Annotated in this window: 16 protein-coding genes; 9 read left to right on the top strand and 7 right to left on the bottom strand. The window is 61.5% G+C overall.

Going from position 1 to position 22,601, the window contains the following annotated elements; translation table 11 throughout:
- Nucleotides 1-66 precede the first annotated feature (66 nt).
- The 5 genes from AB8E48_RS00185 to AB8E48_RS00165 form a co-directional block, all read right to left on the bottom strand.
- Nucleotides 67-837, bottom strand: coding sequence for a DUF6318 family protein (locus AB8E48_RS00185; RefSeq protein ID WP_368885343.1), 771 nt, complete (start codon nt 835-837; stop codon nt 67-69).
- 118 nt (nt 838-955) lie between these two features.
- On the bottom strand, nt 956-1,960 hold the full coding sequence (locus AB8E48_RS00180; RefSeq protein WP_368885342.1) for a DUF6318 family protein: 1,005 nt from the start codon (nt 1,958-1,960) through the stop codon (nt 956-958).
- A 106-nt stretch (nt 1,961-2,066) separates the two neighbouring features.
- Nucleotides 2,067-2,897, bottom strand: a complete 831-nt coding sequence (locus AB8E48_RS00175) for a DUF6318 family protein (protein ID WP_368885341.1) — start codon at nt 2,895-2,897, stop codon at nt 2,067-2,069.
- Between the two features lie 254 nt (nt 2,898-3,151).
- The gene (locus AB8E48_RS00170) at nt 3,152-4,306 is read right to left on the bottom strand and encodes a DUF6318 family protein (protein ID WP_368885340.1); all 1,155 of its coding nucleotides are present in this window, start codon (nt 4,304-4,306) and stop codon (nt 3,152-3,154) included.
- 269 nt (nt 4,307-4,575) lie between these two features.
- The gene (locus AB8E48_RS00165; RefSeq protein ID WP_368885339.1) at nt 4,576-5,403 is read right to left on the bottom strand and encodes a DUF6318 family protein; all 828 of its coding nucleotides are present in this window, start codon (nt 5,401-5,403) and stop codon (nt 4,576-4,578) included.
- A gap of 611 nt (nt 5,404-6,014) precedes the next feature.
- Between AB8E48_RS00165 and AB8E48_RS00160 the strand changes: the two genes are divergently transcribed.
- Together AB8E48_RS00160 and AB8E48_RS00155 are read left to right on the top strand one after the other, a co-directional pair.
- Nucleotides 6,015-7,898 (top strand): dynamin family protein, encoded by a 1,884-nt coding sequence (locus tag AB8E48_RS00160; RefSeq protein ID WP_368885338.1) that lies wholly within the window; start codon nt 6,015-6,017, stop codon nt 7,896-7,898.
- A gap of 47 nt (nt 7,899-7,945) precedes the next feature.
- Nucleotides 7,946-9,814: a GTPase gene (locus tag AB8E48_RS00155; protein WP_368885337.1), complete on the top strand. Its 1,869-nt coding sequence runs from the start codon at nt 7,946-7,948 to the stop codon at nt 9,812-9,814.
- 102 nt (nt 9,815-9,916) lie between these two features.
- Here the strand turns inward: AB8E48_RS00155 and AB8E48_RS00150 are convergent, their stop codons facing one another.
- Nucleotides 9,917-10,813: an IclR family transcriptional regulator gene (locus AB8E48_RS00150; RefSeq protein ID WP_439958494.1), complete on the bottom strand. Its 897-nt coding sequence runs from the start codon at nt 10,811-10,813 to the stop codon at nt 9,917-9,919.
- A 410-nt stretch (nt 10,814-11,223) separates the two neighbouring features.
- On the opposite strand from AB8E48_RS00150, the gene leuC reads away from it, so the two are divergent.
- Nucleotides 11,224-12,666, top strand: coding sequence for a 3-isopropylmalate dehydratase large subunit (leuC, locus tag AB8E48_RS00145; RefSeq protein ID WP_314657682.1), 1,443 nt, complete (start codon nt 11,224-11,226; stop codon nt 12,664-12,666).
- Between the two features lie 26 nt (nt 12,667-12,692).
- Complete coding sequence (leuD, locus tag AB8E48_RS00140; RefSeq protein ID WP_005505627.1) at nt 12,693-13,286, top strand: 3-isopropylmalate dehydratase small subunit; 594 nt, start codon at nt 12,693-12,695, stop codon at nt 13,284-13,286.
- A 207-nt stretch (nt 13,287-13,493) separates the two neighbouring features.
- On the opposite strand, the gene AB8E48_RS00135 is transcribed toward leuD, so the two are convergent.
- Nucleotides 13,494-14,945: a transcriptional initiation protein Tat gene (locus tag AB8E48_RS00135; RefSeq protein ID WP_368885336.1), complete on the bottom strand. Its 1,452-nt coding sequence runs from the start codon at nt 14,943-14,945 to the stop codon at nt 13,494-13,496.
- A 693-nt stretch (nt 14,946-15,638) separates the two neighbouring features.
- Between AB8E48_RS00135 and murA the strand changes: the two genes are divergently transcribed.
- The 5 genes from murA to AB8E48_RS00110 all read left to right on the top strand — a co-directional run bounded on the left by murA (nt 15,639) and on the right by AB8E48_RS00110 (nt 22,573).
- Complete coding sequence (murA, locus tag AB8E48_RS00130; protein ID WP_368885335.1) at nt 15,639-17,072, top strand: UDP-N-acetylglucosamine 1-carboxyvinyltransferase; 1,434 nt, start codon at nt 15,639-15,641, stop codon at nt 17,070-17,072.
- Nucleotides 17,072-17,929 (top strand): lysophospholipid acyltransferase family protein, encoded by an 858-nt coding sequence (locus AB8E48_RS00125; RefSeq protein ID WP_368885334.1) that lies wholly within the window; start codon nt 17,072-17,074, stop codon nt 17,927-17,929. Before murA ends, AB8E48_RS00125 begins: the two co-directional genes overlap by 1 nt.
- A gap of 111 nt (nt 17,930-18,040) precedes the next feature.
- Nucleotides 18,041-19,159 carry an NAD(P)H-dependent glycerol-3-phosphate dehydrogenase gene (locus AB8E48_RS00120; RefSeq protein WP_368885333.1) on the top strand — a complete coding sequence of 373 codons (1,119 nt, stop codon included), beginning with the start codon at nt 18,041-18,043 and terminating at the stop codon, nt 19,157-19,159.
- A gap of 226 nt (nt 19,160-19,385) precedes the next feature.
- On the top strand, nt 19,386-20,504 hold the full coding sequence (locus tag AB8E48_RS00115) for a D-alanine--D-alanine ligase family protein (RefSeq protein ID WP_298458435.1): 1,119 nt from the start codon (nt 19,386-19,388) through the stop codon (nt 20,502-20,504).
- A 488-nt stretch (nt 20,505-20,992) separates the two neighbouring features.
- Nucleotides 20,993-22,573, top strand: coding sequence for a hypothetical protein (locus AB8E48_RS00110; protein WP_368885332.1), 1,581 nt, complete (start codon nt 20,993-20,995; stop codon nt 22,571-22,573).
- The last annotated feature ends 28 nt before the right edge of the window (nt 22,574-22,601 follow it).

Here is a 22,601-nt window from a genome sequence, read left to right as displayed (position 1 = left end):
ACAGTGAAAAACCGCATCCTGAGATGGAAAAGACGCAAAAGCGGGGGAGAGAACCAGCCCAGAGGACTAGTTGATGTCCATGTGCAGGTCCCACTTGTTGTTCAAGTAGCGGCCAACAGCCTCACCGAACATCTTCACGTGACGCTTATCAGCCGCCACGGTCTGCTCCTTGCCGTCCTTGAACAGCTTCTCGCCCAGATCCACGTTCAGAGTCACGGTCCAGTTGTACGCACCCTGCGCCAGAACCGGCTGCTTAGTACCGATAGTCAGGGTAGCGGTCGGGTTCACGTACCAGGTCTTCTTTTCTTCAATACCTGCCTTGGTGGAATCCGCGTACTTCTTCATCGCCGCCAGGGTCTCCTGGTCGGTGCTGACCTCGTTCATGTAGTGCATATCGCCGGTACGCAGCAGGTACTCAAACGCCGCACCGAAGTACGCCAGAGCCGCCGCGAAGCCAGCCACCGAATTCTGGTGCATAGCCTCCGGAACAATCGGGGACGGCACGTTCTGCGGCGGGTGCTCAGCATTACCCGGCTGGTACTCGCCGTGCTCCTCCATCTTCTCCAGCTTCGCTACACCGCTGTAATCCTTATTGTCGTTAGGCAGCGGAGAGTTCGTTGCAGTAGGCGAAGCCGATGCAGAAGCGGAAGGGGAAGCAGACGCCGAAGCCGACGGGGACGCAGTAGCGGACTCAGAAGCCGTAGCAGAAGCGCTCTCAGAGCCAGAAGCAGATGCAGACGCCTCAGACGAAGCCTTAGAGCCACAAGCCGCCAGCAAAGCCATAGAGCTGACGCCCAGCACACCCAGCGCCGCGCGGCGGGTCAGGTTCTCGGACATAGTGATACCTTTCAGTCAGTCGGTGATTGCAACCAGTTTAGCCGCAAACCCAACAGGATACAGAGTTGGGCCAAGCGAAGCGTGAGAAGCGCCTCGCACACAAACGCGTTATGACGAACTATGACGCTGCGGAGGTAGCAGACGCCTCAGCAGAAACGGCTGCAGAAGAGGAGGCGGAAGTAGACGGGGAAGCCGAACCGGATGCTGCGCCGGACGCTGCTGCACTCGCGGTAGAAGCGCCTCCCTGAGCGGTGCCTCCTTGAACGGTGGCACCGTATGCCACGCTCAGCTCCCACATCTTCGAATCAGCGTGGTAACGACCGCGGAAATCGCACTCCTGAATCGTCACCTGAGAAGCCGGACCCGCAGCAGTAGCACTCGGGGAAGCAGAAGCAGAGGCGCTCGGGGATGCCGCATCAGACACCAGCGCATCCTCCGACGGCTCAGTAGGCTCCGCAGACGCGGAGGCAGAAGCACTCGCCGAGGCGACCACCGGCTGAATCTTGCCCTCAGCCACCGCCTCCGTACCAAAGTCCAGAGTGTACTGACCCTTAAACAGCAGATTGCCATCGCTCATAATCGACGGCTGAGCGCTCGCCAAAGTATATGAAGCCGACGGGTTCACATACCAGGAACCCTTCTCCACACCCGCCAGAATCGACGCCGACAGAGCATCCACCTCAGAGCGAGTCTTCGAGGACAGCTGAATGCCGGTCGAGAACGCATCCGTGCTACCGGTCTTCACCAGATAATCCATAGCCGCCGCAAAATAAGCAACCGCCTCATGGAAACCCGTCACCGTATTCAACGAGAGCTTATCAGTCACCTTCGGCTTCGGGGCATTACGCGGCGGATGATCCACCGTACCCTGCTCATAATTCAACGCACCATCATAGTGGGTGTACTCCACCAGACCCGAATAGTTCTGACCATCATCGCTGTACCCATTCGGGTTGGCGCTCGACTTCGAACCGCTCAGGCTACCGCCCTGAGAGCCCGACTGCTGGCTAGAGCTACCCGAGCCACACGCACTCAACAGCGCCGCAGAACCCGCAACAGCGGAGGCGCCCACACCCAGGCGCAGCAGGGAGCGGCGAGAGAAAGACCGAGAAAAAGAAGACATAAGAGAAAAACCTTGAATCCAGGAAAGCTCGTTACTACCAGAGTAAAACAAAACATGCCCTAACCCGAGTGCGAGTTAGGGCATGATGCCTCATCCATCTGAGGGCTTAAAGGTTGTCACCATTAGAATTGCCGCCGTTACCGGAGTTACCGTCGTTGCCGCCGCTGGTGTCACCAGAAGCGCCACCATTCTTAGGCTGAGCAGAAGCCTGCACCTCGTACTCATCCTGAATAGTCAGGGTCCAGTCATTATCGTGGCGCACACCGGTAACCACCAGGCCACGCTCCGTGCGGCGCACCTTCTCAGACATCTCCGCAGGAGCACCGTCAATCACCACGGTCGGACCCAAATCAATCACCAGGTCAAAGGTCCACTGCACGCTCTTCTTCACCAGAGCAGGAACAGCAGTAAACGCCGACATTGTCACCTTCGGCGACACATACCAGTCACGCGCCTGCGAGCTCTCATTCGACTCATCCATAAACGACGAGAACGACGCAACGAACTTCTCATCAGCCTTCGACTCACGCAGCGGGCCGGCATCACCGGTCAACACCAGGTAATTAATCGCCGCATACACGAACGCAATCGAATCGTACAGACCCTGCACCGAGTTCTCCGATGCGCTCGCCGGGCGCTTAGGGAACGGCACGTTCTGCGCGGGAGCCGACTCGGTCGCCGGAACGAAAGTACCCTTCTTCTCATAGTTATCGAAGGTGACCTCGCCGCTAAAATCAGTGCGCGAAGAAGCCGACGGGGAAATCTGAGGGGTATCCGCATCAGCGTTCTCGCTGGAGGAAGAACCACCGCCACACGCAACCAGCAGGGCGCTCAAAGACATGCCCGCAACGCCCGCACCCGCGTAACGCAGAGCAGAACGGCGGCTAATGCCGGTAGTGGAACTGGGAAGCCCGGAGGTCATGGGGAAAAGCGCCACGGAATACCTTTCGAGTGAGAATCTCAGGTGAGAGATGAGTGAGAGTGCGCCTCGACGAGCGGATATCACACGCGGACATCCCTCTAGAGACAGTCCTAAGTATAACGCGCCCCCGCCTTCACACCCGTGCGTACCAGTGCTCAAACGAGCGTGATATGCCGCCCATCAGCGAAGTTACTGTAACCAGCGGGAGCATCGCACCGAATGGGGGTAAGCGAAGGAGGAGACGCGTTAATCGTCTATAAGGGGGGGGGCTACTGGGCGCCCTCACCGGGAACACCGGCGGGTGCCTCAGCACCGGGAGCTACGGTCGGCTGAGCCGTCGCAGCTGCAGGCTGAGTTGCCACGGGCTGCACGGGAGCGGTAGCCGCCTGGGTAGCGGCAGGCTGAGGAGCCTGAGCCGCACCGCCCTGACCTGCAGAACCCTGACCGGCACCATTCTGGGCACCACCATTCTGGGAGCCAGTGTACTGACGGGAACCACCCTGGCCGGCACCATTCTGTGCGCCGCCGTTCTGGGCACCACCGTTATTAGCGGTACCCTGCGCGGCACCGTTACCCGAAGTGTTCGCACCCGCGTGAGCGCCGCCATTAGCCGCCACAGTGCTGTCGTCAGTCACCGTCGGAGTGTACGTCGACGAAGGATGCGCACGCGGAGTCTGAGTCGGCTTCGGAGTCAACGCCGGATCATACTGCTGAGGCGCAATCACGACCCAGCGCTTCGCCTCCTCATCGTACTCGGCGTAGAGAGCCTTAATCTCCTGCGCCTCAGTGTCCTCCAGGGGCTTGGTCGTATTGGTTGCCTTCTCAACCTGCAGACCGTGCGCCTGAGTCACGGTGCACGCCCACGAATACTTAGTGCCGCGAGTAGTCGGCTGCTTATCGGTCAGGCGGAAGGTCCACTCACCATCAACCAGCCAGTTCGTGCCGGGCGCATAGAAGGCGCGTAGCTTCTCCAAAGAAGCACGCTGAACAGAATTATCCTGATGAACCACCTGCAGGGCCGGACCAGGATCACCGGTCATGCGGGCGTAGTTCACCGCCGCCGCAAAGTAAGCGAAGGTAGCGCGCAAGCTGCGGGCGTTCTTCTCGTACATGGTCTCATCCTCAACCGGGATGGGCACCGCGCTCGCCTTGGAATCAACGCTTGCCGGGCCAGCAGTGGGCTCAATCGTGTAGACCTGACCGGTTTCCGGGTCGGTGCTGCTCATCGGAGCTGCACCGGTACCGGCAACGTACTTGGTCCACTTCAACTCGCCCGACAGGTTATCGTAGGCACCCGCAATCGAAGCGGAAGCAGTGGGGGAGGCAGTCGCCTCCGCAGTCTTTTTGGAACCGCAAGCGGCAAGCATCGCACCCAGGGCGGCGGTGCCCGTGAGCGCAATAAAGTGGCGGCGGCTGTGAATCATAGTGATCCCCTTGAATGTGCTGTGATGCGGAAGTATCGGTGATTAGGTGAAGAGCACACGCTCCAATCCTCAGCCTAACATCACGACCCCATCGGAGGGCGTGAAACAGTCACCCGCGGGGCGGACAGACACGAATTTAGACGAAAATGGGCGGACCTCATCTAGCCCTAGCCTATAGAGTTCACGCGTGGCACACAAATAAAAGCCCTCATCCGTGCCTCATATCACCCAATATGACGGGATTTTTGAGGCGCGGATGCAAAGAGGTTTTAGGCTGAGCCTCGAATGTAACGAGCTGCCTTAGAAGAGGTGCTCTCATTCGGGGTCGGGTGAGCGCTCGGGGTGTTCGCGGACGGTACAGCGGTAGCCGCCGGGGTGGCGGTAGCGCTCGGGGAAGATTGCGGATCCTCCAGCATCTGCCAGCCGTTTTCGCCAAAGTAGACGTAAGCATCCGCCTTCTGATTACTGCCGTAGATGCCGGTGAGCTGCTCACGCTGGCGGGTCTCATGGTTGAACAGGAACGCGTTCTCGTCCACCTTCAGGGTCGCCTTCCAGCAGTAGACGTCCTGCTCGGTAGCGGGCACCGGCTGCGGGGAGCTCAGATTAATGCACATGGGGTGGTTATTCTTAGAGACCAGCCAGCCGATGTTGTAGCGGTAGATATCGCGGTACATCTGCGCCATCTGACTAAAGTGCTCCTGGCCGGGCAGATTCATGAAGGGGTCGGTGTCACCGGTGAGGAGCATATAGTTCTGCGCCGCACCCCAGTACTGCAGGAATGCGTGCAGGCCCTCAACGGTGCGCTCTTTAGCTTCCGGGGGCATGGTGGGGCGGGGAACATTGACGGCTCGATGGCTCAGGGTGCCGTTCGAGAATATACCTGAGCGCTCAAAGAACTCATCCGGCAGAAGAGCCGGTCCGCGGCCGTCCAGAGCGGACGCGGGCAGGGGCTCAGCGTAGGTGATACTGCGAGTAGTGGTTGCAGATTTAGTCTGGGTGCTCTGAGGCGCAGGTGCAGCCTCAGCATGAGAGGAATCAGAGAGTGGTTGAGGGCGAGAAACTGCGCTGGGGCTGCAGGCGCTTGCGAGTGCACTCAATGCTGCTCCGGAAGAAAGAGCAAGAAGATGGCGACGTGACAGCGAACCGAACATACGCAACCTTTCGCAAGAGTAAAGACGGGCAGGCAGTAACGGGTAACTCGAATGCAGTTGAGCGAGGGCTCTATGAGCGTTCCCGGATGGTGTGGCATACCGCGGTGAGTACGGATGCGATAGAAAGGGCAGGCCAGAAGCCTCCTGAAGGAATCGGTGTGGTTATGACCTGCCTGGTTGTCGTGCTCAATGATTCTAAGCGTACTTTCAGGTTCGAAACGACCATATCTGCGCTTGAGCGTAAAAAGTTATCAAATCTTAATATTTGCCCGTTTTATGCGGGTTATAAAACGTACCAATGTGTTTGGGATAACCGCATTAAAATCTGTTGTTTCCCCTAGAAACTTAGGGATTTTTAGCTTTTTCTTAATCTGAGTAAATCGCAAATTGGAGTTGTTGCACCCTGTGTGTAAATAGTAATTCAACCTCTCCACGTTGTCCGAACACCCATCAAAAATGCCTCTGCGCGCGTACCCAAACTCCCCGCAGTCGCAACGTGCCCACCGCAACGCCCACACATGGCATGAAGCGGGTTCACCCTATGGGACAATAGCGCTGTGACTACCACCGACTATGCGCAGCTCAAAGCAGCGCGCGAACTGCTCACTCGAATCCCCCTCCCACTCGACGTAGAAGCCGGCGAAACCCCCGGCACCCCCTACACCGTCGCCCACGACGGCACCGCAGAGCACGGCACCGCCTCCGCACGCACCCTGCTCGCAGCCATGGCACGCCAACTCGACGACTACATTCTGCCGCGTAGCGCCAGCGTCGATAACCCCCTCACCATCGTGGTCGGCGGCTCCACCGGCGCCGGTAAATCCACCCTCGTCAACACCCTGCTCGGCGAACCGCTCACCCAGTCCGGTGCGATTCGACCCACCACCCGCCACCCCGTACTCCTGCACCGCGCAGAAGACGAGGCGGCGCTGTCACCCGAACGCTTCCTGCCCACCCTGCCGCGCACCCGCACCTCCGGCATGAACGCCGGATCGCAGGCACTGCCGGGCCTCGACCCGAAGATTGCGCGCGCCCTCATTCCTATTACTACCTCGGCGCTGCCGCAGGGCATCGCGCTCATTGACGCGCCCGATATCGACTCCGTCTCCGAGGAAAACCGCACCCTCGCTAAGGAGCTGCTCTCCGCAGCAGACCTGTGGCTCTTTGTCACCACCGCCAACCGCTACGCCGACGCCGTGCCCTGGGAACTGCTCCACGAGGCCGCCGCACGCTCCATCGCAATTGCCGTGGTGCTCAACCGCGTGCCCGAAGACGACGAAGAAGCCATCGAAAACGACCTGCGACGCATGCTCGACGAGGCGGGAATCCACGCCGTACTGATTCACACCGTTACCGAGCAGCCGCGCGACGAAAGCGGCATGCTCGCCCCCGTCAGCCTCGCCCCGCTGACCCTGTGGATCCGCGAACTCGGCGCCGACGCGCCCGCCCGCGCCGCCATCACCCGGCAGACCCTCGCCGGTGCCGTCGAAACCCTCGCCGGTAACCTGCAGGTACTCGCCGCTGAACAGGCACGCCAGCAGGCAGCGCACCAGTCGCTTGCCGCCATCGTAGCCGAAGAATACGAGGACGCGCTGACCACCATCGACGGGGCACTCTCCGACGGCTCCCTGCTTCGCGGCGAAGTGCTCTCGCGCTGGCACGACTTCGTGGGAACCGGCGACTTCTTCCGCTCCCTCGACAGCACCATCGGTCGCCTGCGCGACCGGGTTGGCTCCGCCCTGCGAGGCCAGCCCGCCGCCGCCCAGAAGGTAGAGGACGCCCTCGAAAGCGGCATTCACGCCGTGGTTCTGGATGCCGCCGCCCGCGCCTCCGAAAACACCCGTACCCGCTGGCGTGCCAGCCGCGCCGGACGCTCCCTGCTGGCACGCCTGGATGCGCCGCAGGCTACCTCTGCTGTGCCCGAACAGAACGCAGAAGCTAAGGGTGAAGTGCAGTCCGCCGAGGACATCTTCTCCGCAGCCGTAGCCGAGCAGATTCGCCTCTGGCAGGGCTCCGTGCTCGAAATGATTCGCGAAGAAGGCGCCGATAAGCGCAAGCGTGCCCGCTTCCTCTCCCTGGGCGTGAACGCCGCCGCCGTGATGCTCATGGTCGCCGCGTTCAGCCTCACCGGCGGCATTACCGGTATCGAGGCGGGAATTGCGGGCGGTAGCGGCGTAGTCGGCACCAAGCTGCTCGAGTCCATCTTCGGTGAAGATGCCGTACGCCGCATGGCAACCCGCGCCCGCACCGACCTGCTCGAACGCATGTCCGGGCTGCTCACCGAGCACGCCCAGCCCTTCACCGCCGTGCTCGAAGAAACCGACCCGCAGGCTGACGCCGAAGAGATTCACCGCGCCGCCGAACAGGTGCAGGCAATCGCTGCAGAAATGAGCGCGCAAAGCCACACCGCGGCCCGCGCTAACGGCTCAACTGCCCGCTAAACCACCCCGGACAGGCACCCCGCACCACAGACGAAGAAAAACGCACTATGACTACCCCCGAGAAAAAACTCGAGAACACCAGCGCAGAACGCAACACCGAGCGAGGCGCCGCCCCCGGCGTGGCGACCTCGCCCTTCGCGCGCTCCGTCGCATCCCTGAAGGAAGCCATCAGCTACGGCGAAGGACGAGTCCCTGAAACCGTGTTGCTCGACGCCGCCGAAACCCTCGAACGCCTCAGCCAGCGCCGCGAACTCTCCACCGAGCACACGGTCATCGGCTTCTTCGGTGCGACCGGCAGCGGCAAATCCACCCTCTTCAACGCCATCGCCGGGCAGAACATCGCCCTCTCCGCGCCCACGCGCCCGACCACCTCCACCGTGCAGGCGGCAATCTGGGAGGCAGAAGGCAGCGAAGAACTGCTCGACTGGCTCGGCATCGACAAGCGCGTCTACCCGCAAACTCAGGCGCTCACCGCCGAAGGAAACACAGCCGAGGGTAGCGAGGTTGCCAGGGGAGTAGCGGCACCCAACGCCGTCACCGAACCGGCACCCGGACTCTTCAACCGCATCCGCCGCGCAGTAGGTGGACGCGGCGAAATGCGCACCCGAACCGGCGGACTGATCCTGCTGGACATGCCCGACTTCGACTCGGTCACCACCACCAACCGCGACCTCGCCGCCCGCATGATGCGCTACGTAGACGTGCTCGTCTGGGTTGTCGACCCCCAAAAGTACGCCGACGCCGTCATCCATCGCGACTTTATGGTGCCGCTCGCCGCCTCCGGTGCGCAGGCGCTCTGCGTGCTCAACCAGGCGGACAAACTCGCACCCGCCGAGGTACCCGCTGTGCTCGCCTCCCTCACTCGCCTGCTCCAGGCTGAGGGTACCGAGGCGCACCTGCTCGCCGCACCCATCGCCGTCTCCGCGCGAACCGGCGAAGGCGTGGACGCGCTCCGCGACCTGCTCGCGCAGGTAGCCGCCGCCAAGAGCCTGTCCCTGCAACGAACCGACGCGCAGTTGCACGCCACCGCCTCCCAGCTGCGCACCTACGCCGGGGGAGAGGGCACTGTCCTCGCCGGAGCCTACGCCCTCGAAGCGGAACAAAAGCTCGTGCAGGCATGCTACACCTCCAGCCACGCCGAGCAGGTTCTGCAAGCGGCGACCGCCTCCTACCGCCGCGCGGCGGGACAGCGCACCGGCTGGATCCTCACCCGCTGGATGAGCCGCCTGAAGGCCGACCCCCTGCGCCGCCTGCACCTGGGACAGCAGGACGAAACGAAGAGCACCTCTAAGGCTGAGAAGTCCGCGGGCATGCTCGGCTCCGATAGCGAGAACGCACCCGAGCTGGTGGCATCCTCCCTGCCTCCGCTGAGCGCCGCGCAGAAGGCGGGCATGGCAAACGCCGTGCGCCAGTACAGCAAGCAGATGGCGAACCGCATCGACGAACCGTGGAAGCGCAGCATGAAGGAAGCCGCGCTCTCCCGCGAGGTGGAGCTCCCCGAACTACTCGAACGCGACATGGCGCGCATCGACTACGGTCTGGGCCGCACCCGCGCCCCCTGGGTCGTCTTCAACGCCCTGCAGTGGATTGCGCTCCTCAGCGCCCTGGTGGGTGTCGGCTGGCTGACCCTGATTTCCGGCCTGGCGTACCTGCAGATTCAGCTGCCGCCCGCCCCGACCCCCGAAGGCTCCCCGGTGCCCCTGCCGACCCTGCTTCTGCTGCTGGGTGTACTTCTTGGCATCGCCTCGGCGGGTGTGGGCAGGCTACTCACCGCGATGGGCTCACGCTACTACGCACGCAAACTGCGCGGACGCCTGCAGACCGGCGTGGAGAAGGCAGTGCAGTCCTGCGTGGTCGCACCGGTACAGGTAGAAGCTAAGCGCCTGGCCGCATACCGCAAAGCGCTGGACATCTAGCCGAACCACCCGGCAGCTCTCAAAGAGCGCACAAAAGAATCCCTCCCCACCTCAATCGAGGCGGGGAGGGATTCTTCCGTTAAATCTATACGCTACTGAAGCCTAGTCTTCGTCAGAAGCCTCAGCGCAGGGAGCCTGCTGAGACGCCGCAAGCTCACGCAGACCGTCCGTAATCGCCTGAGCAGCCTTGACGACCAGCTCGGGGTAGTTGCGGTTCGGCTGGCGGGTCATGCGGTCAATCGGGCCCGAAATGGACACGGCCGCAATCACCTTGCCGCCGGGGGCGCGCACCGGAGCAGAGACCGAGGCGGTACCGCGCTCGCGCTCGCCCACGGACTGCGCCCAGCCGATGCGGCGCACAGCCGCGAGCATGGCGGCGCTGAAGTGCGCATCGCGCAGGCCTTCAACAATGCGGTTCTGATCTTCCCAAGCCAGCAGCACCTGAGCGGCGGAGCCAGCCTGCATGGACAGCTGGGTACCGACCGGAATAGATTCGTGCATGCCGGAGGGGCGCGGAGCGGTCGCCGCGCACACGCGCCAGTCGCCCTGGCGGCGGTACAGCTGGGTGGACTCGTCAGCTTCGAGGCTGAGCTTCTGCAGAATCGGGTTGGCCACGGTGATGAGCTCATCAGAAATAGTGGCGGACGCCAGTTCGGTCAGGCGCGGGCCGAGCATGAAGCGTCCCTGCACGTCGCGGGCTACGAGGCGGTGATGTGCCAGTGCCACGGCGAGGCGGTGCGCGGTAGGTCGTGCCAGACCGGTTGCCTTGACGAGGTCGCCCAGGGATACGGGGCCTGCCTCGAGGCAGTCAAGGATGAGGGTTGCCTTGTCGAGCACGCCAACGCCGGAGGAGCCGTGGGAGTGTACCTCTACCATCTGCTCGTCGGCGGCCATGTGTTCGGGCGGCTTGACGGGGTCAACAATCGGTGCGTTGTGTTGTGTGGATGCGTTGGGGTGACGCATTCCGTGTGCGTTAAAACGTGATGCGGAAGGAGTCATTCTTATATTCTATCTCAGAATATGAAAGATACCCCGGACTTCGTGGACTCTTTGGAGTGCAGAGCTGAAGATGGAATCACCCCCTACGGGATAAATTATGAGTTTTTCATAATAAGTGTTTATGTGGGTTTATGGGTGAAAATCTGCGAAAAGCCGTGTAAAAATGCGAGCAATCCCGCAAAATTACCCTGGAGTCATAGAATAAACCCACACAAAAACACTCGCTGGTTCGGGGTGCTTCTAGGCCGTCTCACAGGCTAAGAATCCGCGAAAAAATATGCGACACGCCGCAGGAAAATACCGATTTGAGGGTCCCATCGGGTACATAATCCGCCCCTCAACCCCACAAACTTGCGGCACGCACCACACCGAACGCATCCACCGTAGGAACGCATCAAGCAGGAGAAAGCATGACTAGCGAACAGAACGCAACCACCGCGGGCACCCGTCCGCGCACCCTGGCAGAAAAAGTCTGGGACGCACACGTCGTCGTCCCCGGTGAAAACGGCAAGCCCGACCTGCTCTACATCGACCTGCAGCTACTGCACGAAGTGACCTCCCCCCAGGCATTCGAAGGCCTGCGCATCGAGAACCGACCCCTGCGCCGCCTCGACCTGACCATTGCCACCGAGGATCACAACACCCCCACCGACAACATCTTCGGCACCATCGCCGACCTGACCAGCCGCACCCAGATCGAGACCCTGCGTCGCAACGCCAAGGAATTCGGCGTGCGCATCCACTCCCTCGGCGACGAGGAGCAGGGTATCGTGCACGTGGTTGGCCCGCAGCTCGGTCTGACCATGCCCGGCATGACCATCGTCTGCGGCGACTCCCACACCTCCACCCACGGTGCGTTCGGCGCTCTCGCGTTCGGTATCGGCACCTCCGAGGTGGAGCACGTCATGGCGACCCAGACCCTGCCCCTGGCACGCTTCAAGACCATGGCAATCAACGTTGAGGGCACCCTCAAGCCCGGCGTGACCGCTAAGGACATCATCCTCGCCGTCATTGCGCAGATTGGCACCGGCGGCGGTCAGGGCTACGTGCTCGAATACCGCGGCTCCGCAATCCGCTCCCTCTCCATGGAGGGCCGCATGACCATGTGCAACATGTCCATCGAGGCGGGCGCACGCGCCGGCATGGTCGCCCCCGACGAGACCACCTTCGAGTACATCAAGGGCCGCCAGCACGCACCCAAGGGCGAAGAGTGGGACAAGGCAGTCGAGTACTGGAAGAGCCTGCCCACCGACGAAGGCGCCGTCTTCGACAAGGAAATCTTCATCAACGCTGACGAGCTCGAACCCTTCGTCACTTGGGGCACCAACCCCGGTCAGGGTGTTCCGCTGAGCCACACCGTTCCCTCCCCGGATGACTTCGAGGATGAGAACGACAAGGTCGCAGCAGAACGCGCCCTCGAATACATGGACCTGAAGGCAGGCACCCCCATGAAGGACATCCCCGTGGACGTTGTCTTCCTGGGCTCCTGCACCAACTCCCGCATCGAGGACCTGCGCGCCGCAGCCGACATCGTGCGCGGCCGCACCATCGCCGAGAACGTACGCATGATGGTCGTGCCCGGCTCCCAGAAGGTCCGCGCGCAGGCAGAAGCAGAAGGCCTGGACAAGGTCTTCAAGGACTTCGGTGCCGACTGGCGCTTCGCCGGATGCTCCATGTGCCTGGGCATGAACCCCGACCAGCTGGCACCCGGTGAGCGTTGCGCCTCCACCTCGAACCGTAACTTTGAGGGCCGCCAGGGTAAGGGTGGCCGCACCCACCTGGTCTCCCCGGTGGTTGCTGCCGCAACCGCTGTGCGCGGTACCCTGTCCGCCCCGTCCGACGTCGTGGCCTAGCACGCCGCTATAGCTAAGGAGCCATTATGGAACCCATTATTAAGCACACCGGCATTGGCGTGCCGCTGCGTTCTTCGAATGTTGACACCGACCAGATCATTCCCGCCGTCTACCTCAAGCGAGTGACCAAGACCGGCTTTGATGACGCCCTCTTCGCTAACTGGCGTAAGGATCCCGAGTTCATCCTGAACCAGGAGCCTTACAAGCACGGTAGCGTGCTGGTTGCGGGCCCGGACTTCGGTACCGGTTCTTCCCGTGAGCACGCGGTGTGGGCGCTGCGCGACTACGGTTTCAAGGTCGTTATCTCCGCTCGTTTTGCTGATATTTTCCGCGGCAACTCGGGTAAGCAGGGCCTGGTGACCGCGCAGGTCGCACAGGACGACATTGAGCTGATTTGGAAGGCGCTGGAGCACGAGCCCGGCACCGAAATCACCGTTGACCTGGAGTCCAAGACCGTGACCGTGGGTGCGCTGGTTGTTCCCTTCGAGATTGACGACTACGTGCGCTGGCGCCTCATGGAGGGCCTGGACGACATCGGTCTGACCCTGCAGAACCTCGAAGCTATCGAGGCGTACGAGGCGAAGCGTCCCTCCTGGATGCCCCGTACTCAGGAACTCTAAATAGGGGGAGCTCTAAGCTGAGCGCCCTAAACGCGGAGCTCTAAGGCATAGATAAAGCTCGAAGGCGGTGACTGAATCAGTCGTCTCCTTCGAGCTTTTCTGTGTCCTGAGCTTTTCTATGCTCTCAGGTTTTCCGCTAGAACCTTGGTACACATACAAATGTGCCTCCCCGGAGTATTCTTCCGGGGAGGCACATTTATTGACTATCTAGAGCGCACCCTCGGTAATGGGGGTGTTCAGGGTTGCGTTCTCGGTGCAGCTGTACAGTGCCGCCGAACCGGGGGAACGCACGCCCGCGGTCGGGTTTGCGTTCTGCGCGGTGGTAAGAGCAAAGTCAGAAACCACCTCGTGGTTGATGTAGCTGCCGCCCGCGCCGCCGCCACTGCTCAGGGTGCTGAGCGAGTAGATGTTGCCTTCGTTCTCGAACTGCACCTGGCGGCCGAAAGCGCTGTCGCGGTATGCGCCGATGGTCCAGATGTTCAGGCCTGCGCCGCCGCCGCCGTAGCCGGCGCCTCCACCGGATGCTGCGGAGGTGAGGGAGAGCTTGCCGTGGGTGCGGGAGAGCAGCGCGCCCGAGCCGCCCTTGCCGCGGTAGGAGCCGGTTGCGTCCGCGCCGCCGGTGCCCTTCTCGCCCTGACTCACGGAGTCACCATAGTACATGTAGTAGCGCGGGAAATTGTAGGATTCGAACCAGGGCTCGGACATGGGCATGAGCTTCAGCTCGTCGTTCTCGTCGAGGATGCCGATCAATGCCTCGCCGAGGGTGCCCGCCACGCCGGAGCGGCCGGCGGTACCGCCGGTGACCATGAAGCGCATGTCGAGGGTCTTGTCGTCCTCGTCGAGGGGCTTGAATTCCTGGTAGGGGCTTGCCACAAGCATGCCGCCCTGACCGGGGTTGTCGGTGCCCAGGTCGCCGCCTGCGCTGCCGCCCGCGGTGCTGTTGGCATCGCGGTGTTCCATGGCGATACGCAGTGCCGGGTTCAGCTGATCCTTGGGCTGGGTGTCGAAGATGTGCTGGTGGGTGGTGAGAGTGCCCAGCTGCGCACCGCCGCCGCCAGCGCCTGCAACAGCCACGACGGTGACTGAGCCGTCACGGACGAGCTCAACGGCGGAGGAGCCGCCGCCGGACGCGCCGTACACGTAGCCGCTGTCGGTGCCCACTACCTGCGCGCTGCCGGTTGCATTGCTGGAGCCGGTGGAGTCGCCGCCTGCTGCGTAGCCTTCGCCGCCGAGTGCGGGCTTTGCGCCGGATGCCGAACCGACGCCGCCGTTACCCGCCCAGACGCGCAGGATATCGCCGGACTTGACCGCCAGGACGCCGCTGAGCTGTGCACCGGCACCGCCGCCAGCCAGGGAGGCGTTCGTGACGTCGGTTAGGTAGCGGGGGGTGAAGGAGGTTGCTGCACCGCCGGCACCGCCTACAAGGTCGAAGCGGACTCGTCCAACGCCTTCGGGGACGAGCCATTCGGTGTATGCGCCTGCCTTGTCGTCGTAGCCGGTTGCGGTCGGCTTGAGGGTCAGGGCGGGGGAGCAGGTGGGCTCGCCGCTTGCCGCCCACGCGGGGACGGTTGCGCTGGCGAGGATGACGGGGGCGCTCCATGCCGCGCCCTGTACGAGGTGACGGCGCGAAATGCGTGATGCAGTGTTGTGATGTGTCATTTTTGGGTCCTCCGGTAGTTCGCGGATGCAGCCGCGAAGTAACCTGTGGCTGGTTGCGATGCGCCGTGGTTTTCGGTTGACTTTCGAATATTTACGGTGATGTTGAAGTGAATTTTTGAAGTTGAAGTGAACCAGGAAGCCGAACCGTTTTAGTTGGGCGTCATCGCAAGGTTGTATGCAGTGTTTGCACGCCCGTTCCCTGCCGTGTGGCCCCGTACTGCGAGGAACAACGGCAATGCCGGCGTCGATGCCGCAGTTGAGAGCTGGTTGGCTTCTCCTTGAGAGTGGAGGTGCCGCTCAGCGGGCACGAGTGTGCACGTTATTGTAGGGGTGAGGTTGTTCTCAAGTTCAAATTCGTGCGTCAAAAAGACGAAACTAGCGTCAAATTTCGGTGAAGAACCTAAAAATGTTTGCATTAGTGTGAATGTTTGTGTATCTTTTTGTTTTTTCCGGTTCTGAATCTGGGGGTTCAGACCGGTTTTTCGCATACACATCAGAGCAAAATCCTAGTCGCGAGTTCCAAAGGCTCTTCAGTGTTTGGAGCACCTTTACACAGGGCTTAGAATAATGATGAATATATGCGCCCGTTTCGCCCTGCTACCGGCAGGGGCGCGGCACGACAGAACGCGGCGCATCGGCACACTGATAAAGTAAAGTTCGGCGTACACCAGCCGACTCCACAAAGGATTTTTAATGACTGAGAACATCAGCAAGCTTCGCATTGAAGGTGGCACTCCGCTCGTTGGTGAGGTTCACGTTCGAGGCGCCAAGAACCTGGTGCCCAAGGCTATGGTCGCTGCACTGCACGGTTCGACCCCCTCGACCCTGCGCAACGTTCCCGACCTGAGCGATGTTGAAATCGTTACCACCCTCGTGGAGCTGCACGGCGCGAAGGTCGACTACGACCGTGAAGCCGGTGTTCTCACCCTCAACCCCGCACAGGATGCAACCACCGCTGCAAAGAACGCAGAGGAGATTCAGCTCTTCGGCGGTAACTCTCGTATTCCGATTCTGATGGTGGGCCCGCTGCTGCACACCCTCGGCACCGCACGCATCCCCAACCTGGGTGGCTGCAAGATCGGTGACCGACCCATCGATTACCACATGTCTGCACTGCGCAAGTTCGGCGCTGTCGTTGAGAAGGACGATGAAACCGGCACCACCCTGATTGTCCCCGAAGAGGGTCTGAAGGGTGCAGAGATCGTGCTGAACTACCCCTCCGTGGGTGCGACCGAGCAGGTTCTGCTCACCGGTGTGCGCGCTAAGGGTAAGACCATCCTGCGTAACGCTGCTATTGAGCCCGAAATTATTGACCTGATTGCTGTTCTGCAGAAGATGGGCGCAATCATCTTCATCAATGAGGACCGCACCATCGTCATTGAGGGCGTGGACGAGCTGACCGGCTACGACCACACCTCCCTGCCCGACCGTAACGAGTCGGCTTCTTGGGCTTCTGCAGCTCTGGCTACCGGCGGCGACATTTTCGTGCGCGGCGCAGCTCAGAAGGATATGACCGCGTTCCTGAACCAGTTCCGCAAGATGGGCGGCCTGTACGAGGTGACCGCTGACGGTATTCGCTTCACTCACCCGGCTCAGCGCACCCCCGGTGCGGAGCTGAAGCCCATCGTCTTTGAGACCAACGTGCACCCCGGCTTCATGACCGACTGGCAGCAGCCCCTCGTGGTGGCGCTGACCCAGGCTAAGGGCGCGTCCATCGTGCACGAGACCGTGTACGAGGAGCGTTTCGGCTTCACCAACGCCCTGAAGCAGATGGGCGCGGATATTGTCGTTATGCGTGACTGCGTGGGCGGCGCACCCTGCCGTTTCGAGGGTAAGGGCTACGGCCACTCCGCTATTATTTCTGGCCCCACCCCGCTGACCGGTGCCGACATTGAGGTTCCGGACCTGCGCGGCGGCTTCTCCCACATCATTGCTGCTCTGGCTGCTAAGGGCACCTCTCACGTGAGCGGTGTTGAGCTGATTGCTCGCGGCTACGAGAACTTCGAGGAGAAGCTCAAGGGCCTGGGTGCCAACTTTGAGGTGCTGGCACGCAAGGCCGCCAAGGCTCCGAAGCCCGATGCAGCAATCGTTGTTGTTGAGCCCGAGGAAGTTGAGGTTCAGGGCTAATGAGCGGACAGCAGGGAAAGCAGGCACTGCCGGAGATTGAGCCCACCCCCTACGGTGACGCTCTGTATAAGGTGCTCGGCAACGCTGCGCGTGGACTGTATAAGCTCATGGCGCGCGTTGAGATTACCGGCCGCGAGAACCTGCCCAAGAGCGGCGGGTACATTATCGTGGCTAACCACACCACCGAACTTGACCCGGTGACTGTGGCTTTCCCTGCCTTCGTTGAGGGCGCCCTGCCGCGTTTCTTGGCGAAGGATTCGCTCTTCCGCGCCCCCGTGCTCGGCTACATTATGCGCAAGCTCGCGCATATTCCGGTGGTTCGCGGCTCGGTGGATGCGCGTAAGTCCCTGATTACTGCCCGCAAGATTGTTGAGGCTGGCGGTGCCGTCGTGATTTTCCCGGAGGGCACCACCACCCACGATCCGCAGCTGTGGCCCATGCAGGCGCGTACCGGTGCGGCTCGCCTGGCTCTTGCAACCGGCGCGCCCGTCTTCCCGGTGGCGCACTGGGGTGACGAGCAGATTCTCGGTTACGTGGATGAGCCCGGCGAGGACGGTCGCGTGAAGGAGAAGCGTAAGATTTCGCTGTTCCCGCGCAAGACCGTTCGCGTGAAGGTCGGTAAGGCGCTGGATATTGCCTCCCTCGTTGAGGATTCCAGCCCCGAGGCTAAGCACACCCGCACCGAACTGGGGGTAGTCACCGACGCAATGCTGGACGCTATCACCGCCGAGCTGGAGAAGATTCGCGGCGAGAAGGCTCCGGAGGGTCGTTGGAACCCGCGCACGAAGCGTCGTGAAGCTCCCGGTACCCCCTCGGGGCCGGTCGGTGGCGCGCTCGGCGAACCGGACGAAAAGTAGCATCCCAGCTGGGAAAATCGTAGAGGCCCTGACAGGAGCCGCGGCTATTCGCTGAGGCGCCTGTCAGGGACTCGCACAATAACCTCGCAAGGAAGAGAAGCAGGTGTTTTCGTGACCTTCTTTGGACGCACCCCCGCAGCAAGCCCTGAATTTACCCCTCCGGCAACCGTACAGTCTATCGCGGTGCTCGGCGCCGGTAGCTGGGGCACCGCTTTCGCTAAGATCGCGGCGGACGCTGCCCGTGAGCGCGGCGATGACACTCGCGTGACCCTCATCGGTCGTGATGAGCAGGTGATGGCTGAGTGCGAGCGCACCCGCGAGAACGCCCGCTATTTTCCGGGAATGAAGCTGCCGGATAACATGCACTTCACGGCGGATGCCCCCGCGGCGCTTGCCGGTGCGGATATTGTGGTTCTTGCCCTGCCCGCGCAGGTTCTGCGCTCGCAGTTGCAGAGTTTCGCCCGCTATATTGAGCCGAACGCCATGCTGGTGTCTTTGGCGAAGGGCCTGGAGACCGGTACGGGTCTGCGCATGTCGCAGGTCATTACCGAGGAGCTGGAAGAGGCTATGGCTCTGCGCGGTGCTGATGTGCGCGCGATTGGCCATATTCCGCACCGCGTGTGCGTGCTGTCGGGCCCGAACTTGGCGAAGGAAATCATGGGGGAGGAGCCTACCGCCTCCGTGGTTGCGGCTCGTACTCTGCCGGTGGCTGAGGCTGTGGCTCACGCGATTGCGTGCGGTTACTTCCGCCCGTACACCAACACGGATGTGGTTGGTACCGAAATTGGCGGCCTGGTGAAGAACGTGATTGCGCTCTGCGTAGGTATCTGCGAGGGCCGTAATTACGGCGATAACTCGAAGGCATCCATTATGACGCGCGGCCTGGCGGAGATTACCCGCCTGGCGGTGGCACTGGGCGGCGAGGCTGCGACCATGAGTGGTCTTGCCGGCATGGGCGACTTGATTGCGACCTGTTCTTCGCCGCTGTCTCGTAACCACACGGCGGGTCGTCTGCTGGCTCAGGGCATTACCCCTGACCGCCTGCACGAGCACATGAGCCAGACGGCTGAGTCGATTAAGTCGGCGCCGGTGGTGGCTGAGTTGGCTCGCCGTCACGGTGTGGAGATGCCCATCGTGGAGGCTGTGGTGGCTGTGCTTTCGGGCCGCATCGGCATTGAGGACTTGGCGCCTCGGTTGCTGGGCCGCCGCCTCAAGCACGAGGGCCACTAGGTTTTAAAGCTTTTCTGGTGTGCTGGCACCCCTTGATTCGGGTTGTGTGCCAGGACATACTAGAAGAAGATTGAATGTAAACATCCAAGGACGGATACCGTTGCGGAAACCGGTGCGTGAGAAACACATCAGTGACCGCGACGGTATTCGCGCGTTAGGATTATTGACGCATCGCCGTTCCACCTTCCGGACCTGAGGGTAGGGGAACCTTGACTAGGAGAAATATATGACCGAGAAGAAGACCGTCGCCCTGCTGTGCGGTGGCCGCTCCTCCGAGCACCCGATTTCGCTCATTACCGCTGCCGGCGTTCTGGGCGCTATTGACCGCACCGCCTACGACGTCATCACTATCGGTATTACCCGTGACGGCCGCTGGTACCTGACCGATGAGCAGCAGCTCGCCGAGCTGACCGCTGGCACTCGCGGTACCGCAGAGTTCCCCGCGGGCACCCAGCAGGTGTTCCTGCCCATGGGTGCCGGCGATTCCCGCCTGACCCTGGTGGATGCTGAGGGTAACGTTACCCGCACCGCGCCGGTGGACGTTGTGTTCCCGCTGCTGCACGGCCCCTTCGGTGAGGACGGCACCGTGCAGGGTCTGCTGGAAATGGCTGACCTGCACTACGTGGGTTGCGGCGTGACCGCATCCGCTGTGGGTATGGATAAGCACTTCATGAAGGTTGCTTTCGAGTCCGCTGGCCTGGAGGTTGGCCCCTACGAGGTCGTCACCAACCGCCAGTGGGAGCACGAGGACCGCGAGCAGATTCTGGAGCGCGTGCTGAAGCTGGGCTTCCCCATGTTCGTGAAGCCGACCCGCGCCGGTTCCTCCTTCGGCATTACCAAGGTGGATTCGGTGGAGGAGCTCGTGCCCGCGATTGAGGAGGCGCGCCGCCACGACCCGAAGATCATTATTGAGGCGGGTATTGTGGGCCGCGAAATCGAGTGCGCTGTGCTCGACGGCCACCACGGCGAGATGCCCCGCGCATCCTACCCCGGCGAGATTGAGGTTGTGGATCAGGACCACGGTTTCTACGATTTCGAGGCGAAGTACGTTTCTGAGTCTTCTGCTGTGACCGTGTGCCCGGCGAACCTGCCGCAGGACGTGCAGGACCGCCTGCGTGAGCTGGCTGTGAAGGCATTCCTGGCGCTGGACGGTGAGGGCCTATCCCGTGCAGACTTCTTCTACACCGAGGACGGCCGCCTGGTCATCAACGAGGTGAACACCATGCCCGGCTTCACCCCGATTTCGATGTACAAGACCATGTGGGAGAACACCGGTATTTCCTACACCGACCTGATTAGCGAGCTGCTGACCCTGGCGATGGAACGCCCCCTGGGTCTGCGCTAAGCTCAGTCATTGAATACGTAGTGGTAGGGGAGTGGTAGCCCCTGCCGCGAGGTGCCCCGGCGCGAATTTTTGAGGGATTCGCGCCGGGGCGCTTTTTGCGCAATGAGCAAGTTTATATCTGCATGCGGGGGAGCAATTGGTACGCATTGACCCTCAGATGTATATGAGAATCGCTCGATTTTCACTCATGAGAAAAATCACTTGCATCCACCTTGAGGCTACTTAAATGGTGGAGTGCAAGTTCTAAAGCGGTATTGATAAGGCAAAACGTAATTCTGCTTATAAGTGCATGAAATGATGCTTCTAGGCAATGAAAAGATGCGGTCGATGGTCGTTGCACATCTTGAAGCTCAAAGAATGGTATGAAAGCGCTAAAATGAGTAATGAAGAAAAAGTCGATTCGGTAGAATAGATGAAGGAATATCCAATCTGCCCTAGCGATTGGGTATCTATTCACTCACAACGTATCAGAAAGTCAAGGACAACCTTTGGGAAAACGAAACCGTAAGGTGGTCTCTGCGAGTCTGGCGACAGCACTGGTTGCTTCCGGAACCCCATATGTAGCCTCATTTGCCCAAGATGTGCAGGAGGCGGCTTCTCAGGTTCCTCCCAATCCTGTCGGCACCGCAGGCCAAACCCTGGACCCCACCGCAACCGCGGCATCTTCCTCTCAGACGGCAGTACCCACGCTCGCAACCGTGAGCGCATGGCCCACCGCCCAGGGGGACAATAAGACTGACAATGCGCAGGCCGAGCCCACCGCTCAGCCTAGCGTTTCTTCGAGTGCTCAGCCCACCGCTAGCGCTGAGCCTTCCGTGAGCGCTTCACCTACTCAGGACGTTGCGCCCACCCCGGATGCTACGCCTACCTCAGACGCTACCGCGCAGCCTACTCCGGCACCTACTGCTGAACCTAGCGCTACCGTAAGCCCGACGGCTACCGCTGAGCCGAGCAAGGATGCGACCGCAACTCCGGCACCTACTGCTGAACCTAGCGCTACGCCGACCGTAGCTCCCAGCGCAAGTGCGGAACCGAGTGTTGCTCCTAGCGCAACCCCGACGGTAGAGCCCACTCCTGAGCCGACTAAGGATGTAACCCCCGAGCCGACCCCGGAGCCTACTCAGGATCCGACTCCCGAGCCGACCCCTGAGCCGACCCAGGACCCCACTCCGGAACCGAATCCGGAGCCCACTCCTGAGCCGACCCAGGATCCTACCCCGGAACCCACTCAGGACCCGACTCCCGAGCCGACCCCTGAGCCGACCAAGGACGTAACTCCCGAACCGACCCCGGAGCCTACTCAGGATCCGGTCGTTCCGGCCCCGGTTCAGGATCCCTCCAAGGAAACGACTAAGGAGTCTAAGCAGGAGCCGTCCACCGAGCCGACCAAGGACGCCGTCATCCCCGTGGTTCCGGTAAATCCTGTGGTTCCGTCAGAGGATAACAACGACAGTTCGGGCTCCAAGTCGGTTGCCCCGATTGAGACTGAGCCTGTTGCTCCGATTCCTCCGGCGAACAACCCGGTGACCGTTCCCGGAAACCGTCAGGAAGCCTCGGAAGAAGATGTCATCATCTCCATTGAGCTTCCCCGCCCGAGTGGTTCCTCCAGCTCTTCATCATCGAGCTCTTCGCCGAGCAGCAGCTCCTCGAAGGACAAGACCGACGATGACGACGATGATGATCCGTTGCGTTCCGGCGGCACCACCCTTGGACGAATCGCAGCCAATAACGGCTCGCAGGACTCCATTCCGGGTGCGGCAGACTGGGTCGCTGGATACCTCTCGCGCACTAAGGGCGACGAGGACCATACCACCGGTGTAAGCCCCTCGAGCTCCTCGAGCTCCGCATCGGCTTCGAAGTCGCCCAGCTCCTCCACCTCGGCTAGCGCCAGCCGCTCCGCAAAGAGCGTGGCAAAGGCTGACGGAGCTAACGTCTCCCAGGAGCAGGCCGTGAAGAACGCGGACGCGGACGATTCCGGACTTTCCGGTATTGCACCGCTGATTCTCTTTTCGTTGATTGGTCTGGTGCTGATTGCTCTGGCAATCCGCTACTTCAGCCGCGGAGCCTAGGCAAATATAACGCGTGGAATACGCGATA

It is taken from the genome of Rothia mucilaginosa (assembly GCF_964211445.1).
Classification (GTDB): domain Bacteria; phylum Actinomycetota; class Actinomycetes; order Actinomycetales; family Micrococcaceae; genus Rothia; species Rothia mucilaginosa_E.
Note: the sequence above shows the minus strand (reverse complement) of the source record. Positions and strands in the feature narration are given on the sequence as shown.

Excerpts from the sequence above, each read along its gene's own strand:
- AB8E48_RS00180 (WP_368885342.1), bottom strand. The coding sequence starts at position 1,960 with ATGTCTTCTTTTTCTCGGTCTTTCTCTCGCCGCTCCCTGCTGCGCCTG.
- AB8E48_RS00185 (WP_368885343.1), bottom strand. The coding sequence starts at position 837 with ATGTCCGAGAACCTGACCCGCCGCGCGGCGCTGGGTGTGCTGGGCGTC.
- AB8E48_RS00170 (WP_368885340.1), bottom strand. The coding sequence starts at position 4,306 with ATGATTCACAGCCGCCGCCACTTTATTGCGCTCACGGGCACCGCCGCC.
- murA (WP_368885335.1), top strand. The coding sequence starts at position 15,639 with ATGACTGAGAACATCAGCAAGCTTCGCATTGAAGGTGGCACTCCGCTC.
- AB8E48_RS00150 (WP_439958494.1), bottom strand. The coding sequence starts at position 10,813 with ATGACTCCTTCCGCATCACGTTTTAACGCACACGGAATGCGTCACCCC.
- leuC (WP_314657682.1), top strand. The coding sequence starts at position 11,224 with ATGACTAGCGAACAGAACGCAACCACCGCGGGCACCCGTCCGCGCACC.
- AB8E48_RS00135 (WP_368885336.1), bottom strand. The coding sequence starts at position 14,945 with ATGACACATCACAACACTGCATCACGCATTTCGCGCCGTCACCTCGTA.
- AB8E48_RS00115 (WP_298458435.1), top strand. The coding sequence starts at position 19,386 with ATGACCGAGAAGAAGACCGTCGCCCTGCTGTGCGGTGGCCGCTCCTCC.
- AB8E48_RS00125 (WP_368885334.1), top strand. The coding sequence starts at position 17,072 with ATGAGCGGACAGCAGGGAAAGCAGGCACTGCCGGAGATTGAGCCCACC.
- leuD (WP_005505627.1), top strand. The coding sequence starts at position 12,693 with ATGGAACCCATTATTAAGCACACCGGCATTGGCGTGCCGCTGCGTTCT.
- AB8E48_RS00155 (WP_368885337.1), top strand. The coding sequence starts at position 7,946 with ATGACTACCCCCGAGAAAAAACTCGAGAACACCAGCGCAGAACGCAAC.